At 59.9% G+C, this 17,198-nt stretch carries 10 protein-coding genes; 6 read left to right on the top strand and 4 right to left on the bottom strand.

The window, feature by feature from the left end; all coding sequences use genetic code 11:
- Positions 1-15 precede the first annotated feature (15 nt).
- Together DCC24_RS12550 and DCC24_RS05755 are read left to right on the top strand one after the other, a co-directional pair.
- On the top strand, positions 16-2,733 hold the full coding sequence (locus DCC24_RS12550; protein WP_110098974.1) for a metallophosphoesterase family protein: 2,718 nt from the start codon (positions 16-18) through the stop codon (positions 2,731-2,733).
- A 172-nt stretch (positions 2,734-2,905) separates the two neighbouring features.
- Positions 2,906-6,409: a lamin tail domain-containing protein gene (locus tag DCC24_RS05755; protein WP_158524608.1), complete on the top strand. Its 3,504-nt coding sequence runs from the start codon at positions 2,906-2,908 to the stop codon at positions 6,407-6,409.
- On the opposite strand, the gene DCC24_RS05750 is transcribed toward DCC24_RS05755, so the two are convergent.
- Complete coding sequence (locus DCC24_RS05750) at positions 6,406-7,734, bottom strand: hypothetical protein (RefSeq protein ID WP_110098972.1); 1,329 nt, start codon at positions 7,732-7,734, stop codon at positions 6,406-6,408. The genes DCC24_RS05755 and DCC24_RS05750 overlap by 4 nt on opposite strands.
- A 92-nt stretch (positions 7,735-7,826) precedes the next feature.
- Positions 7,827-8,969 carry a zinc-binding dehydrogenase gene (locus tag DCC24_RS05745; protein ID WP_110099068.1) on the bottom strand — a complete coding sequence of 381 codons (1,143 nt, stop codon included), beginning with the start codon at positions 8,967-8,969 and terminating at the stop codon, positions 7,827-7,829.
- Positions 8,970-9,343: 374 nt separating this feature from the next.
- Between DCC24_RS05745 and DCC24_RS05740 the strand changes: the two genes are divergently transcribed.
- The 4 genes from DCC24_RS05740 (at position 9,344) to DCC24_RS05725 (ending at position 14,922) form a co-directional block, all read left to right on the top strand.
- Positions 9,344-10,420, top strand: a complete 1,077-nt coding sequence (locus tag DCC24_RS05740; protein WP_110098971.1) for a 2,3-butanediol dehydrogenase — start codon at positions 9,344-9,346, stop codon at positions 10,418-10,420.
- Positions 10,421-10,511: 91 nt separating this feature from the next.
- Positions 10,512-11,258 (top strand): IclR family transcriptional regulator, encoded by a 747-nt coding sequence (locus tag DCC24_RS05735; protein WP_110098970.1) that lies wholly within the window; start codon positions 10,512-10,514, stop codon positions 11,256-11,258.
- A 95-nt stretch (positions 11,259-11,353) separates the two neighbouring features.
- On the top strand, positions 11,354-12,742 hold the full coding sequence (locus DCC24_RS05730) for an FAD-binding oxidoreductase (RefSeq protein ID WP_110098969.1): 1,389 nt from the start codon (positions 11,354-11,356) through the stop codon (positions 12,740-12,742).
- 2 nt (positions 12,743-12,744) lie between these two features.
- Complete coding sequence (locus DCC24_RS05725) at positions 12,745-14,922, top strand: malate synthase G (protein ID WP_110098968.1); 2,178 nt, start codon at positions 12,745-12,747, stop codon at positions 14,920-14,922.
- A gap of 48 nt (positions 14,923-14,970) precedes the next feature.
- Here DCC24_RS05725 and DCC24_RS05720 read toward each other — a convergent pair whose 3' ends face one another.
- Positions 14,971-15,987: an alpha/beta hydrolase gene (locus DCC24_RS05720; RefSeq protein ID WP_110098967.1), complete on the bottom strand. Its 1,017-nt coding sequence runs from the start codon at positions 15,985-15,987 to the stop codon at positions 14,971-14,973.
- A 2-nt stretch (positions 15,988-15,989) separates the two neighbouring features.
- Positions 15,990-17,033 carry a hypothetical protein gene (locus DCC24_RS05715; RefSeq protein WP_110098966.1) on the bottom strand — a complete coding sequence of 348 codons (1,044 nt, stop codon included), beginning with the start codon at positions 17,031-17,033 and terminating at the stop codon, positions 15,990-15,992.
- Positions 17,034-17,198 lie beyond the last annotated feature (165 nt).

The following is a 17,198-nucleotide window of genomic DNA, read 5'->3' as shown; positions in this document are numbered from 1 at the left end:
ACACTTTGAATTGAGATGAGAGCTTTGAAGAAACTGTTTTCCTTCCGCGCGGTCGGTGGATTGTTGACGCTGGCTTTGGTTGGGGGCGGTATCGCCACGGCCGTTGTTCCAGCTGTTGGGGCCCCTGAAGATCAACTTATTACTAGTGGAACGACTGAATGGCGTTATCTTGATGACGGCACTGATCCTGCTGATGGTCTGCCTGGTCGCACCGATTGGACTCTGGCTGAGTTTGATGACAGTCAGTGGAAGACCGGCGCCGGGAGTTTTGGTGCGAAGAAAGGCGAGAAAGCAGAGCTGTCTGGTGGGTATACTCCGGATAACCTGCTGAACCAGTACAAAGAGGGTACCGGAGAGAACCATGAAGCGTTTTTCTTCCGTACCACCATCGATGTTGACGCTGCTGAGCTGGAAGGCGATAAGCAGCTGGCCGGTGAAGTGATCTACGATGACGCGGCAACTGTCTTCGTTAACGGAGAAAAAGTTGCTGGTTTCGACGATGCTGGCATTCAGTATGCGGCTGAAGGCGAAGGACGCAACCTGGTTTATGGTGGCTCTAACGCTGGTGCTCCGAAGACCGGCCAGATCGAGGTCGATGCAGATATCCTCGAGCCCGGGGAGAACACTATTGCGGTTCAATTGCACCAGGGGCGGGCCGACAGCTCTGATATTTACTTGGATATGACCAAGCTGAGCCTCACTGGTGGGGGCCAGGACTCACCGAATCAGGCCCAGCATTCCTTGCTCCTGGGCGTCGGCTCCGACCCCAGTGAGCGCTACATCTCCTGGTTCACCGCCACTGGTGTTCATGAAGTCGTGCAGATCGCAGCTGGTGAGCACGCTGAGATGCCGACTGAGGCCCAGACAGTTCAGGCAGTCACGCGCAGGACGAGTGCTGTTGAGGGTGAAGATTTTGTTCACGCTACCCTGACCGGTCTGACCCCGGGTGTTTATTCCTATCGTGTTGGTTCCGAGGAAGGTGGCTGGACTGATATTGAGCAGTTCCGCGTCTACGAGGACACCTTGGAGCACCAGTTCACCTTCATGGGCGACGCTCAGATCGGAGCGTCTGGCAATATTGAAAGGGATGGCATTGGTTGGCAGACCACCTTGGATGCTGCCAACGAAATGTTCCCCGAGGCCCAATTCATGTACTCGGCCGGTGACCAGGTGCAGACCTACGCTGGGGATTCGGCCGAGTACCGGTCTTATCTGGCTCCGAAGCAGATGCGTACTCAGGTTTCTGCCCAGACTCTGGGTAACCACGACTTCAACCGCAACCAGATTCAGAAGCTCTATGGTGAGCACTTCCACCAGCCCAACCTGTGGGAAGGCGACCCGACCGAGGGCACCTACTGGTTCAAGTACAACGGCGTATTGCATCTGAACATCAGCACCGAATATCCGCTGAATGATGGTAGCTACGATGCCTTGCGGGCTTATTTGCAGAATGTCATTGCTGAAGAGTCTCACGACACTCACTGGACCGTGCTGACCTTCCACCGCTCGATCTACTCCTCCGGAGCTACCCACTCGCAGACGATCACCACCCGGCGCCTCCGTGAAGGCATCTCCCCGATCGTCAAGGACCTTGATATCGACCTGGTGCTGGCTGGTCATGACCACAGCTACACCCGTACTCACCTGATGGACGGTACCACCCCGATCGTCCCCGAGGACGCCGAGGCTAACGCTGAGACGTTCGCAGCGACCCCCGTCAATGACCCGAACGTCGACCACGACGTTGTCTACCCTCAAGATGGTCAGGTGCTGTACATCACCGCGAACTCGTCCTCCGGTTCAAAGTACTACAGCCTTGTACCGTCTAGCTGGACCCCGTGGAAGCACACCAATAACCAGAACTACACTCCACAGTTCACCAACGTGGACGTCAAGGAGTGCTCGCTGACCATGACCACGCTCACTAACACGGGTGAGCAGGTCGATAAGGTCGAGCTGGTCAAGGACAAACTGGCTCCGGAGATAGTTCATCCCGGTGACACCTCGATTCAGGTCGGGGCTGACTTCGATCCGCTGGCCGGCGTTGAGGTTTCCGACGGTTGCGATGCCGTTGCCGTTGAAGACGTCACCGTCACCGGTGAAGTTGATACCGCCGTACCCGGAGAATACGAGCTGATCTACACCCTTGTGGATGCTTCCGGGAACGAACGGGCCGTGACTCGTACCGTGACCGTAGTTGAAGGTCAAGCCCCAGGCGAAGACCCGACTGAGGTTCCGACGGAGAAGCCAACTGAGGTTCCCACGGAGGATCCAACTGAGGTTCCGACGGACGAGCCAACCGAGGAGCCGACGGAAGGTAGCACCCAGGAGCCTACTGAGGGTGCAACTGAGGAGCCGACGGAAGGTAGCACCCAGGAGCCTACTGAGGGTGCAACTGAGGAGCCGACGGAAGGTAGCACCCAGGAGCCTACTGAGGGCGCAACTGAGGAGCCGACCGAAGGTAGCACCCAGGAGCCTACTGAGGGCGCAACCGAGAAGCCGACCGACGACACTAGTCAGAAGGCCAGCGAGGATGCTTCTGCGACTGCGACAGAGTCGACAGAGCCTGAGTCCAGCGAAGCTGGTCAGGACGCCGAGCAACCCGGTCAGCAAGACCGTGATGGTGATCTGGCCAGCACCGGTACGATGGCCTTGGCTATCGGCGTGGTAGCTGCTGTGCTGATTGCTCTGGGTCTACTGCTGACCATCACCCGACGGAAGCGTCACAGCTAAGAGTTGACCGACATAACCACAACAGTTCGGTGGCGAACTCACTGACGGGTTCGCCACCGAATTGCGTTCCGGTGAAGGTTTCGACGGTGTTAATCTTGGGGTCACCGGCGGTTCTCGTGTATCTGCTCTACTACTGGTGGTCACTTCATCACTCATGAGAGGAAATCTGCCGATGTTCTCTGCGCGCAAGCGTGTCCTGGCGACCATCTTGCTGGCGCCTCTGACCGGTGCCGGCTTGGTGCTAGCTCCCTTCACAGCCACCGCTGAAACTCTTGAACAACCATCCGCCGAGGTGGCCCAGTCCGAGGTCACGGTGGTGATTAATGAAGTCGTGTCGAAGGGTGGAGACCCTGGCGACTGGGTGGAGTTCTACAACTACGGCACTGAGGATGTCGATCTGTCGGGCTACGTTCTGAAAGACGATGACGACAGCCACTCCTATGTCTTCCCGGAGAACACGGTGATTCCGGCTGGGGGATACCTGGTCATCGACGAGAAAACCGCTGATAACCCAGGATTTGATTTCGGGCTCGGCGGAAAAGATCAGGTACGCCTGTTCGCACCCGATGGCACCACCCTGGTGGATTCGGTGTCGTGGGATACCCACGCCAATGGTAGCTATAGTCGCAACGCTGACGGTGACGTAGTCGAAACCGCCAACCCCACCAAGGGCGCTGCTAACGACTTCGGTTCCGAGGATCCCGCTCCTGGAAACGACCGGTCTGTGGTGATCAACGAAGTCGTTTATGACGACATCGAAGGTTACGAAGACTCCATCGAGCTCTACAACACTTCTGAGACCGAGGTGGACCTGACCGGCTACAGCGTTCACGACGACAAAGATCGCCCCGGGGAAGGTGACTTGACAGGTTCCTTGGCCCCCGGCGAGTTCCTGGTGCTCACCAAAGACAAGGACTTTTCCTTCGGTCTGGGGAAGGGCGACTCGGTTTCCCTCCGCGATGCGTCTGGCGCCGAAATTGATCGCCTCGACTACGAGGCCACCAGCCCGATCGCTAACTTCTCTCGGTGCCCGGACGGCACTGGCGAGTTCCAGCACGGTACCAAGACCACGCTGGGTGCACCCAATAATTGCGAACCAGTTGCCGAGATTCCGACCCCAGGCGAGTTGGTGCTCAACGAGATTGATTCCTCCCCGGCTGACTGGCTGGAATTCTTGAATCCCGGTGATGAAGAGATCGACATTTCCGGTGTGGAAATTCGAGACAACTCCGATGACCACCGCTTCCGCTTCCCGCAGGACACCACGTTGGGCGCGGGTGAATACCTGATCGTCGACAGCAAGACCACCGGTGAGGTCTACAACGATACTGCCGATATCTGGGAAGAGGGCACCTTTGAGGCAGCGATCGGTATTGGATCCGGAGACAGCATCCGCGTCTACGATGCCGAGACAGGTGAACTGACGACCGAATACAGCTGGAGTAACCACCCGGCCATTGATGGCGATGAACAAGCTGCCACCTGGGCACGGTGCCCCAATGCGACCGGACCCTTCGGGCTGGGTTATGCCACCCCGGGTGAAGCCAACAAATGCGCTCAGCCGGCCGTGGTGATCAACGAAATTGAATCCAATGGTGACGCCACCGACTGGGTGGAGGTCAGCAACGTCTCCGAGTCCGAGGTCAACATCTCCGGCTGGACGCTGATGGATAACGACCCCATCGGTCACGCCAACGACACCACGCCACTGCCCGAGGGCACCACGCTGGCTCCCGGTGAGCTGTTCGTCTTCGACCAGGGTGAGCACTTCGACTTCGGCCTGGGCTCCGACGACACCGCAACCATCCGCGATGCCGCCGGCAACACCGTCGACGAGCACTCTTGGACCCAGCACGCCGAGGGCGTACTGGCCCGTTGCGATGGTGAACTGATCGACGTCCCGGTTTCCACCAAGGGTCAGCCCAACGCCTGCGGTAACCCCGTGGTGCTCAACGAAGTTGAATCCTCCGACGCCGATGGTGGCGAAGACTGGATCGAACTCTACAACCCCACGGCTGAGAAGCTGGATGTCTCCGGCCTGGGCGTGATGGACGACAAAGAGCGTGACTACACCATCGCCGAGGGCACCATTATCGAGCCCGAGAGCTACCTGGTGATCGACAACCTGGACTTCGGTCTCGGTGGCGATGACGAGGTGCGCATCTTTGACGGCGAGCGGTTGATTCAGTCGACCAGCTGGAGCTCTCACGCTGAGCAGACCTGGGGTCGCTGCCCGGATGCTACCGGTGAATTCGCCAACACTCAGAAGCCCACCCCCGGCGCGGTCAACCAGTGCCACGGCATCCCGAATGTCATTGAATGGCCCGGCGACCCGAATCCGCGTGTGATTGATGAGGAACCGATGTTCTTGACCGACTCCTCCGGTCTGGATTTTGCTGATGGTCACCTGTGGGCCGTAGATAACGGCACCGGCATCTTCTGGAAGCTGGTTGCCCACCAGGACGGCTCCGTGGAATACGCCGAAGGATGGGAAAACGGCAAGCGTGCCCGGTTTATCCAGGATGCTGACAACCCGGAGGCCGCTGGCCCAGATGCGGAAGGCATCACCGTTGACGGCGACGGCATGGTTTACATTGCCTCCGAGCGTGACAATAGCGATAAAGGGACCAACTACAACACCATCCTGCAGGTTGATCCCAACGAGCCCGGCCCCGATGTGGTCGCCAGTGCTCAGTGGGATCTGACCGACCTGTTGCCCAGTGTCAATGCCAACCTGGGCATTGAAGCTGTCGAATGGATCTCCAACGACGCTGTGAAGGACAAGATCGTTGATCTCTCCCAGGCTGAAGACGGATCGGTGCTCTACGATCCGGCAAACCACCCGAACGCTATCGCCAACGGGCTGTTCTTCACCGCTTTGGAGAACGACGGCAAGCTGTATGCTTTCGTTCTGGAACCGGAAGGCAAGACTACTTTGGTGACGGTCATTGATCCTCAGATCGGTGGCGCGATGGGACTGCACTACGACGTGGATACCGATACGCTGTGGGTTGCTGCTGATGACGGATACCAAGGCACTCACGCCAAGGTGACCTTCAATGGCACCGACACTCCGGAGGTGGTTCACGTCCAGCGTCCGGCTGGTATGGAGAACCTCAACAACGAGGGCTTCGCCATCTCCACCATGGACTACTGCGTTGACGGTGAACGTCCGGTCTGGTGGTTCGCCGATGGGTTCGAGTCCGGTTCATTGCGCGCTGGCACCCTGAAGTGCGGTGCCCCGGATGACGAACCAACTGAGGAGCCGACGGACGAACCGACTGAGAACCCGACCGGTGGTCCGACGGACGAACCGACGGAAGAACCAACTGAGGAGCCGACGGACGAACCGACTGAGAACCCGACCGGTGGTCCGACGGACGATCCGACTGAGGAGCCGACGGACGAACCGACTGAGAACCCGACCGGTGGTCCGACGGACGATCCAACTGAAGAGCCGACGGACGAGACCACTGAGTCTGACCAGCCCGGTCAAAAGCAACCGGAGGGCGACGACAGCGTCCCGGCCGCAGGCCAGGATGGAGAGGACGGTAGCTCTCAGGATGGTCTGGCTGCGACCGGTGCGGTGGGTATTCCGCTCGGGGTTGTCGGTATCGTCTTGCTCCTGCTGGGCGCATTCATGGCGATTCGACAGAACCGCCGGATGCTGAACTAACTCTCCCAGCGCTGCTGCTCGCGCGCGTGGGTCTCAAGGTAGGCACCTGGAGAAAACTTCTCGTCGTAGAAGTCAGTATCCAGGTGCTGAGCCTGGAGATAGTTCATAATCCACACTGACGGAACCGTGCCGGGGAATTTCCCGAAGGTCTCGTCGATATATTCGGCCTGGATCGAGATCAACTCGATAAACTCCTCGTCGAACGGTGCTGCTGCTGAACGCACGCGTGGCGTGTCCTTCCAGGGCCCCGGTGTGTCCGGGTGGAATGGTCCGCCGACCCCAAACTTCCGCTCCGCCAGAGCATGCACGGCCTGAGTCATCGAGCCGAAATGCGGGCGGGTGAAGGACTCGAATACACCCTCACGTCCGGTGGGGTTCGGGATCGCCCAGCGCTCATCCTGGTCGTAGCGGAAGCTCAGTCCCGGCACCTCTGCTTCACCGGATGCACCCAGCACCGAGAGCCGGTCGATCCCGTCAAAGCTCCACCCGCCGAGTCCGATGGCCCCCAATGCCAGATGTCCAACATAACTGGATGTCATCAGCTCGGCACTGGCTTCAGCCAGTGAGTACTGCTCGACGAAGCTCAGCGGTTGTGGGTCGTCGAAGTGGTCCAGCCGGTGCTCGAATTTCTCCAATCCGGGAATCGGACGATCGTTGATGTCGTCGAAGAGCACGTATCCGTTCTGGGAGAAGAAGGCGATGTTCAGTAGCGTCTGTTGGGCTAAGTCCGCGACCGGAATCACCAACAGTGAGCCCGGCCAGTTGCCAATCCAGGTGTTATGCCCCTCGAAATAGGGTTGTTTGCGAGGTAAATACAGTCGCTCGTCGTTGAGCTTGACCGCCCGAGCTAACACCGCGTTGAGTGTCGCTTCGACCTGGTCGGTCTCGGCGGGGCTCGCGCCTTCCCAGCTGTGCTCCAGCGGCTGATCGCGGGTGGGCAGATAGTAGGTGCCGGAGTCATCGGTGAAGAAGAACTGGGTGGTGTGAAACCCGGCTGCTGAGGGGAAAGTTCGGCCGATAGCCGAGCCACTGTAGTTGGGAAACTGGGGCTGGTAGCCGGGGTGTCGAGTAATGCCGAAGTGCCAACCGGTTTGACCGGTTACGGTGGCTAAAACCAACGCCCGTTGGAGATTGGTCAGGGGACGAGACGCCTGCGAGGAGGTGTAGGCTAATACCCCGTCCGGGATCTCACCGCCGACCGGAAACCGCCGAGATCGGCGACCGATGATCGCCTCATACAGCGGGAACTCCGCAAGTTCGGCCAGAGCCGTGCGTTCGTGATCGGATAAGGAAATCGACTGCAGGCCATTATCAAAAACCGTCATGGTGCTCCTTTGAGTGTGTCAGCAGGTCCGGTCAGTGATGCCTGTATCGTAACGACGGATACACCATGGCAGAAGGGTGTTGTCACGAACTGTCACATCGCCCTGGTGTGTTCACCGCCGATCTGCACCACGCCACGACCTCGAATCTTCCGGTTCGCCAGGTCCTGATACGCCTGATCGATCTGGTCAAAGCGGTAACGGTTGGTGATCAGTTTCGAGAACTCAAGTGCGCCGGTAGCCGCCAGCTCGATGACCTTCGGCATCGTCTGGGCCGGAGGAGCGCCGAAGCAGCCACGAATCTGGATCTTGCGACGGACCAGCTTGGTGATTTCGACCTCCAAGAGATGACCGGCCGGGGCAATACCTGCTAACACCACGCGACCGCCGTCATCCACCAGATCCACGGCCTGCTTGGTGGTGGGGGTCGAACCGAGCGCCTCAAACACCACCGTGGCGCCGTGTCCCAGCAGCTGGGTCACCACCGTGGCTGGATCAGTTACGGTGGAATTGATGGTCGCAGTGGCACCCAGCTCCCGAGCGAGCGCAAGCTTCTCGTCGTCAATATCCACAGCAATGATGTTGGTAGCCCCGGCAGCCCGGGCAAGATGAATAATGCTCAAACCGATCCCACCGGCAGCGACCACTACCACGTCATCGCCGGGTCCTACCTCGCCGACGTGGTAGACCGCACCGTAGCCGGTGAAGATACTGCACCCGAGGATCGCGGCATCCTGAAGTGACACCTCATCCGGGAGCGGGAAGACCGCATTGACCGGCACCACCGCGCGGTCGGCATGACCCGACATGGAATACATGGCCACCTGAGAGCCGTCGGCACGGTGGAGCCGGGTGGTCCCATCCAGGAGGTGACCGTTGAGTCGGTTCTGTGTGAAAAACACCTCGCAGAGTTCGGAGATCCCGCGCTCGCAGTGTCGGCACCGTCCACACGGCATGATAAAGCTACAGGCGACCCGGTCCCCAGGTTTCACGCGAGTCACCCGGTCTCCCACCTGCAGCACCACCCCGGAAATCTCGTGTCCTAACACCGCCGGGCGAGGGAATGCCACCTCGTCTTTGAGCACGTGCAAATCGGTATGGCAAACACCGCACGCGGCCACCTCGACCAGCACCTCATCAGCTCGGGGCGCATCCAGTGACAGCACTTCGGGGCGTAGCCGAGGTTCACGGTCCTGGAGGACGAACGATTGCACGGATGCGGGTGGGGTAGCGGTCATGGTGAGGAGGTCTCCTTTCACCAACATGACGAGATCCACGCAGGTATCTCAAAAATCAACAGTCTTAGCAAAGAGCGGAACTCGCGAGGTCGGTTTGAGCTGTCAAAACGCACCTCAGACCGAAAATCTGCGGAGTTTTCGCTCGCTGTGGCCGAGTCGCAGAATTTCCCATTCGGCTCTGACATGCACATTTACGCATATGTTTATAAGAGGCCGTGGAAAGTCCTGCGCTGACCGGGTTTCCCTAGCTTAACACAGTAGTGAGGTAGATCACGTTACCGGCGGTTACCCCCGTATGACTTACCCGACGGGCGTCAGTACGCTGAAAGCGAGTCCACATCACAACTCACAAATACGACAAAGGGAGCAAAGTGATGAAGGCAGTACTGTACTACGGCAAAGAAGATCTACGCAACGAAGAAATCGATGAGCCAGAGTTGGTTCCCGGTACCGTGAAAATTGCCCCGGCATACAACGGTATCTGCGGCTCGGACTTGAGCTTGTACTTTAACGGTCCGGTACCGCCGGCACCGACCGCAGACGAAAAGCACCCCCTGACCGGAGACACCCTGCCGATCGTCTTCGGCCACGAATTCTCCGGCGTCGTCACCGAGGTTGCTGACGACGTGGAAGGCATCAGCCCCGGCGATCACGTTGCTGTTGAACCGGTCATCGTCTGTGGCGAATGTTTTTCCTGCCAGTCTGGTCAGTACAACCTGTGCACTAAGGCCGGTAGCCACGGCATCTCCGGTAACGGCGGTGGCTTGGCGGAACAGCTCGTCGTGGACAAGCAGTGGGTTCACCAGGTCGGTGACCTGCCCCTGGATCAGGCTGCGCTGATCGAGCCGCTGTCTGTAGCGCTACACGCTGTGAAGAAGTCCGGCGTGGAGTCCGGTCAGACCGCGGTGGTTGGCGGTATGGGCCCGGTGGGCCAGCTGGTCGCCGCCGTGCTGAAGGCGCGTGGCGTTCATGTGATTGCCTCCGAGGTGTCGGCCAAGCGGAAGGAATTCGCCAAGAAGGCCGGCTACGTCGACGCCGTGATCGATCCGACCGAAGAGGACCTTGTCGACTACGTCAAGGACAAGACCGACAACGCCGGTGCCGCCGTGGCCTTTGACTGCGCCGGTGCTCAGGTGGTCTTCGAACAAATGCTGGACTCCCTGGGCGCAGGCGGCCATCTCGAGGTCGTCGCTGTGCACACCAAGGCCGTTGACCTGGATATCACCAACAAGCTGACCCTCTCGGAGCACTCGGTGGGTGCTTCTTTCGGATACGCCGGTGACCACGAAGAAGCTATTGAGCTCGTGAAGTCCGGCAAGGTGAACCTCGAGCAGTTCATCTCCTCAGTGATCAAGCCCGAAGATATCGTGGAAAAGGGTTTCAACCAGTTGCGTGACCACGCTGATGAGGAAGTGAAGATCCTCGTCGAGGTCAACGCTCAGGATAAGTAAGACTGCGTTCTCGCTCACATCGCGCTCCCTTCCGGTAAAGTTTCCGCAATATGGACTTATCGTTCCGCGGACTGACTGGAAGGGAGCGCGAATGGTTAACGGCGTCCAATCGGTGGAGCGGGCTTTCCTCCTTCTGGAGCACATTGCCGGTGCCGGCGGTGAGATCTCGCTGTCCGAGCTAGCCGAGCAGACCGCACTCCCGCTGCCGACGATTCATCGGTTGTTGAAGACCCTGGCCCACAGTGGCTACGTTCGGCACTTGCCGAATAAGCACTATGGGCTGGGACCGCGTCTGATCCGGCTCGGTGACCTCGCTTCACAACAGTTGGGGTCTTGGGCGCGACCCTATCTCGCCGAAGTCACCGATGCCGTTCAGGAATCCACCAATATGGCTGTGCTGGACGGCGATATGGCGACCTATGTCGCCCAGGTTCCCTCCGCTCAAAGTATGCGTATGTTCACCGAAATCGGTCGGCGCGTCCACACCAATTGCTCCGGTGTCGGAAAAGCCATGCTCTCTCAGCTACCAGACGAGCAGATCGAACAATTGCTCGCCCGTGCGGGGATCCACCAGCCCACCGGACGGGGCCCTGCCACAGTCGCCGAACTGCTCGACGACATTCGCACCGTCCGCGCTCGCGGATACGCCACCGACCACGAAGAACAAGAACTCGGCGTGCGCTGTTTTGCCGTCCCCGTCCCGGACTTGCCGACCCCGGCGGCCATTTCTGTCTCGGGTCCGGTGACCCGGGTGGATGCTGCGTTCAAAGAACGAGCCGTGCCCTTACTCCAGCGAGTCGCCTGGCGCATCGCACGTGTCGCCGCAACGCGTGGCTAATATCCACGATACGGAAAAGAACTTTCACAAATACGCGAGGTGGGCTAGAGTACATTTCGTCACACCTGCCCGTGAACTCCATCTCAGGGGGACCGATGGAACGTCTTGCGCTTGAAGAGCTCCAGCAGCAACTCCCTGCTGACGTGCTGGTGACCAATCCGGCCACCATCGAGTCGTACCGCTGGGATCGGGCGAACGACCCTGAGGCCGGTACCCCTCTGGTTGTGGTGCGTCCGACCAGCACCGAGCAGGTCCAACAGATCGTGACCATCGCCGCCAAGTACCGCATTGCCCTGGTACCCCGGGGTGCCGGAACCAGCCTCTCGGGTGGCTCTACCGCCGTGGACAACGGTATTGTGCTCTCGCTGGAACGGATGAACTCCATCGAGGTTCACCCGCAAACACGTTCGGTCACCGCCGGCCCCGGGGCGCTGAATGCCGAGGTCAAGGCCGCCGCGGCAGAGCACGGGCTGTGGTACCCACCAGACCCCTCCTCCTTCGAGATCTGCTCCATTGGTGGCAATGTGGCCACCAATGCCGGAGGCTTGTGCTGTGTGAAATACGGGGTCACCACCGATTACGTGTTGGGGATGACCGTGGTGCTCGCCGATGGCAAGATCATCACGCTCGGTGGCCCCTGCATCAAAGACGTGGCCGGGCTGTCGTTGACCAAGCTGTTCGTGGGGTCGGAAGGCACCCTCGGCGTGATCACCGAAGTCCATCTGCGCCTGATCCCGCACCAAAAACAACCCACCACGATGGTGGCCACCTTCCCGAGCCTGGAGTCGGCGACCCAGGCGGTGCAACAGATCACCCAGACAATGCGCCCCTCCATGCTGGAATTCATGGATCAGGCCACCATCCAGGCCGTCAACGCCGCTACCGGCATGGGACTGGACGATCAGGCTGCAGCGTTGCTGATTGCCCAATCCGATGAATCGACTGCCTCGGCGGTGGAAGAAATCCAGCGGATGGAAGCGATCTGTACCGAGCAGGGGGCTACCGAGGCCTTCTGTACCGATGATCCTGAGGAAGGCGAGGCTTTTGTCACCGCCCGTCGAGTCGCGATCCCCTCTATTGAACGGATGGGTGCGGTGTTGCTAGAAGACGTCGGCGTGCCTCTGCCGAAACTTAGCGAGTTGGTGGTGGGGATCAACCAGATCGCGACCCGGCACCAGGTGAGCATCCCGACCATGGCTCACGCCGGGGACGGCAATACTCACCCGCTGGTGGTTTTGGATCCCACCGATCCAGAGCAACAGGCCCGAGCGCACCAGGCCTACGGAGAGATTATGGACCTGGCGATCGGTTTGGGCGGGACCATCACCGGCGAACACGGAGTGGGGCGACTGAAGCGACCCTGGTTGCAGGACTATCTCGGCGAGGACATCATGGAACTCAACCAACGCATTAAGGACGCCCTGGACCCGCTGGGCATCATGAACCCCGGCGCCATCTTTGACGCGACAGATAAGGAGAACTGACCGTGACTCAACCAAACTACACCGAACGTGCTGGACTGCAGGTGGCCGATGAGTTGCTGGAGTTCGTGGAAACCCACGCGCTACCGGCTGCTGAGCAACACGCCGAGAGCTTCTGGTCCGGGGTGGCTGAGATCTTCGCCGATCTGACCCCGAAGAACCAGGCGCTGTTAGCCACCCGTGATGAGCTACAGCAGCAGCTGGACACCTACTACCGCGAGCACAACGGCGTCGGCGACGCTGCGAGGTATCGCGCATTCTTGGAAGAGATCGGCTACCTGTTGCCGGCCCCCGACGAGGTCAAGGCCACCACGACCAACCTGGATGTGGAGATCACCCACCAGGCTGGCCCGCAGCTGGTGGTCCCGGTGAGCAACGCCCGCTTTGCCATCAACGCCGCCAATGCCCGATGGGGTTCGCTCTACGATGCCTACTACGGCACCGATGCGATCGATCAGTCTGAGGGGAAAGAACCGGTGGGAGACTACAACCCGGTTCGCGGTGCTGCGGTGATCGCTAAGGGTCGCGAACTGCTGGATTTCGCTGCCCCGTTGACCGCTGGATCTCATGCTGATTCCACCGGCTACCGGGTGGTTGAGGGTGCCCTGAAAGTCACGTTGTCGAACGGGACCGAGACCGAGCTGGCTAATCCAGAGGGCTTCATCGGCTACACCGGATCCCCCCAACGGCCCGAGACGGTGTTGTTGCGCCATAACGGCCTGCACCTGGAGATTGACTTCGACCCTTCGGGCACCATTGGCTCCACCGATGGCGCCGGGATCCAGGACATCATGCTGGAATCTGCCGTGACCTCGATCATCGATCTGGAAGACTCGGTGGCTGCGGTAGACGCCGAAGATAAAACCCTGTGCTACTCCAACTGGTCCGGGCTGGTCAACGGCACGCTGAGTGAAGAGGTGACCAAAAACGGCACGACCTTCACCCGCGTGCTGGCCGATGACCGCCACTACACCGCCGCCAATGGCACCGACACCATCTCACTGAAGGGCCGATCGCTTTTGTTGGTGCGCACCGTGGGCCACCTGATGACCACCGATGCTGTGCTGGATGCCGAGGGCAATGAGGTGCCCGAGGGTATTTTGGACGCGATTATCACCTCGCTGGTGGCCGTGCCGAACCTGCGCTCCGGCAAAGGGAATTCGTCGACCGGATCGCTGTATATCGTCAAACCGAAGATGCACGGTCCGGCCGAAGTTGCTTTCGCCGTGGAGACCCTGGGCCGGGTCGAGCAGCTACTCGGATTGCCCGCAACCAGCCTGAAGATCGGCATTATGGACGAGGAGCGTCGTACCTCGGTCAACCTAGCTGCCGCGATCAACGAAGCCAGCGATCGGGTGTTCTTCATCAACACCGGATTCCTGGATCGCACCGGAGATGAGATCCACACCTCGATGCACGCCGGTGCCGTGGTGCGCAAGGCCGATATGAAGGCTCAGCCCTTCCTGAAGGCCTACGAAAACTCCAACGTCGACATTGGCTTGGCGGCCGGCTTCCGCGGTACCGCCCAAATTGGTAAGGGCATGTGGGCCAAGCCGGATCTGATGGCCGATATGCTTCAGGAGAAGATCGGTCACGTCCGCTCCGGAGCCACCGCCGCCTGGGTGCCCTCACCGACCGCGGCCACATTACATGCCCTGCACTACCACTTGGAAGATGCTTTTCAGGTCCAGTCCGAGATCGCTCAGCGTCAGGCCCAGTCCCTCGAGCCGTTGCTCCAGCCCCCGCTGGGTGAGCCCGAGAAGCTCAGCGATGAGCAGCGCCTGGCCGAGGTGGACGAAAACGTCCAATCCATCTTGGGCTATGTGGTGCGCTGGATCGACCAGGGCGTGGGTTGCTCGAAAGTTCCCGATATTCACGACGTGGCCCTGATGGAAGACCGCGCCACCCTGCGGATTTCCTCTCAGCTACTGGCCAACTGGCTCGAGCACGGCATTGTCACTCAGGAGCAGGTGGATGAATCTCTGGCTCGCCTGTCTACAGTGGTCGATGAGCAGAACGCTGGCGACCCGAACTACGAGGTGTTGATGCCCAACGGTCAGGGCGGGATCGCCTTCCAGGCCGCTCGTGCGCTGATCGTTGAAGGGGCCACCCAGCCCAACGGTTACACCGAACCATTGTTGCACCGCTACCGTCGGGCCAAGAAGCAGGAACAGCGCGGCTAATTCTCACACGCACTCGGCACCGTTCTGAATCGGGACGGTGCCGAGGCGTTAAAGGTCGCGCATGAACCTGACGGCGTGGTGCATTGCCTCACGTGCGCCACGCCAGACGCCCAAGGAATTGACGAAGGGGTGCAAGAGTCCGGAATTCACCCGCAGTGTGGTCTCCACTCCGGCCTCACGTAGAGCCTGAGCATAGGCGAGACCTTCGTCGCGCAGTGGATCAAATCCGGCCACTGACACGTAGGCCGGTGCGGTGCGTGCCAGCAACTCAGGTGGCGCCAACAATGGAGAAACGCGCCAGTCGGTGGCCAACTCCAGTTCAGAACCCAGATAGTGGTTGCGATACCATCGCATGTGCTTGCGCGTGAGGAAGTACCCGCGTGCGAATTCGTCGTATGAGACCGTATCCAGCCGGCTCAGGTTAGTTACCGGCACAAAGAGCATCTGTGCCACTGGCTGTGAGCTACCTGAATCCGCTCTGAGCAAAGATACCGCCGCACTTAGGTGCCCACCGGCCGAATCGCCGGCAATGATCACCTTATGCGGATCCACCCCGGGAACCTGGCCTTCCAGGACGGCATCCAGGGCGTCGTTCACGGCCAACAGCGCCGTCGGATGAGGGTGTTCCGGGGCGAGCGGGTACTCCAGGCTAATCACGATGACCTCGGCACGATGGCACAAGAACCGGGCGGTCGAATCGTGACTGCGCGTCGATCCCAGGGTCCAGCCACCCCCATGAGCGTAGAGCACAGCGGGACGAGGGATCTGAGCTCCAATCGGATAGTAGATCCGCGCGAGTACTCCGCCCACATACCGGGTGCTGACAGCTAAAACGGCCGGACTTCCTGGGTCGCCGGCGGCCGCTTCCTTCTCGATCTCCCTGCGGGCCTGATCTACCGGGAGATCGGAGAAGTCTTTCGTGGCGAGGTTGAGAACCGCCAGAGAAAGACGAACATCGGAGTCCATCCGGTCCCCCGAGCGATTCGTCAGAGCAGGGACAACTCGGTCCAGTACAGTAGCAGGGATCCGGTCGAGGGCCCGAGCCGCCAGCGTGAGGCTAGACATGGTTAATACCGCATCAAGGCAGCAACATTCTCGACGCGACCGTCGGAAATGATGATGACCCGTCCGGAATTCAACAGCGTATGCAGAATGGCGGTGTTCACCTGACCGGTGCCGTCTGAGGCCGACAGTGCCGGGTTGATAAAGAGTCGGTCCACCCGTCCTTCGACCGCTCCATCGCGAATCACATCGGGTTGGGTTTCGCCCAAACCCGTACCGGCTACATTGGCGAAGCGCTCATATTCGGCATCATCGGCGGAGGCGAAGCGTGGGCGGATGATCTGGTCCCAGACCGCATCGCGCAGTTCGGCACCGGATTTGGCCTCCGGGTTACCGGCCAGGAATTCCTCGGTCACTACCGGGTACGACGAATAGCCTCGAATCTCGGGGACGAGCTCCGACACGGAGGCCACGACCAGTGGCTGGGATCGCGCGCGGCCGAGTTCATCACCCAGCGAGGCGCCCACATCGTGTAAGAACTTTTGTTGTTCGACTTCGAAGTTGCTGTTCCCATTGCCACGCACCCCGGGCGTGTAGCCGGAACTGCGGTCATCGGATTCCCATTCTTCACGGGATTCGGGAACGTGCCGCAGCGGAAGCTCCTCGACGGTGTCCTTGGTGGCATCAAAAAGCCGCACCTTATTCTGCGCTAACGCCAGAATGTAGAACGCTGATGACTCGGTGAGCGCTTCGGCAATGGGTCGCAGGACAAAGTGGTGGTTGACGTGGACGTATTCGGTGACCGGAACGCCGAGACGGTAGGCCCGCCAGAAACCGTCGGCCGCAAAGAGCGCGAGCGTCTCCGACTGCTCGCGGACGAAATCAGAATCAGACACCAGGTCTTCCAGCGGCGCCACGATCTGATCAATGGCAACGTCACACTGCTTCTTGGCCTCGTTGACGGCCGACTTGATGCGGGTCGCCGTTTCAGAAGACGTGTGGTGGGTCGGATTCGTGGGGAGAAAAATCGAGACTTTCAGCCCCTCGGCGTTGGCCATGGCCTTCAGGTCGTCTGTCGTGATCTGATCAAATTGTCCATGTAGTCCCATGAGTTCACACTACCGATGAGGACTACGTCACGTCTACCGGCTCTTCACAATCGAGGGTGTAGACGGGGGTCTCGGGGAAGTGGCGCGTCGATAGCTGGATAGAGGTCGAGGCCTTCCGATGATGGAAGTTCCTACACAAGCCATCTGAAAGACCTCGACGTGCCT

The organism is Auritidibacter sp. NML100628, assembly GCF_003185985.1.
Classification (GTDB): Bacteria; Actinomycetota; Actinomycetes; order Actinomycetales; family Micrococcaceae; genus Auritidibacter; species Auritidibacter ignavus.
The sequence above is the reverse complement of the archived record's forward strand: the minus strand, read 5'-3'. Positions and strand labels throughout refer to the sequence as shown.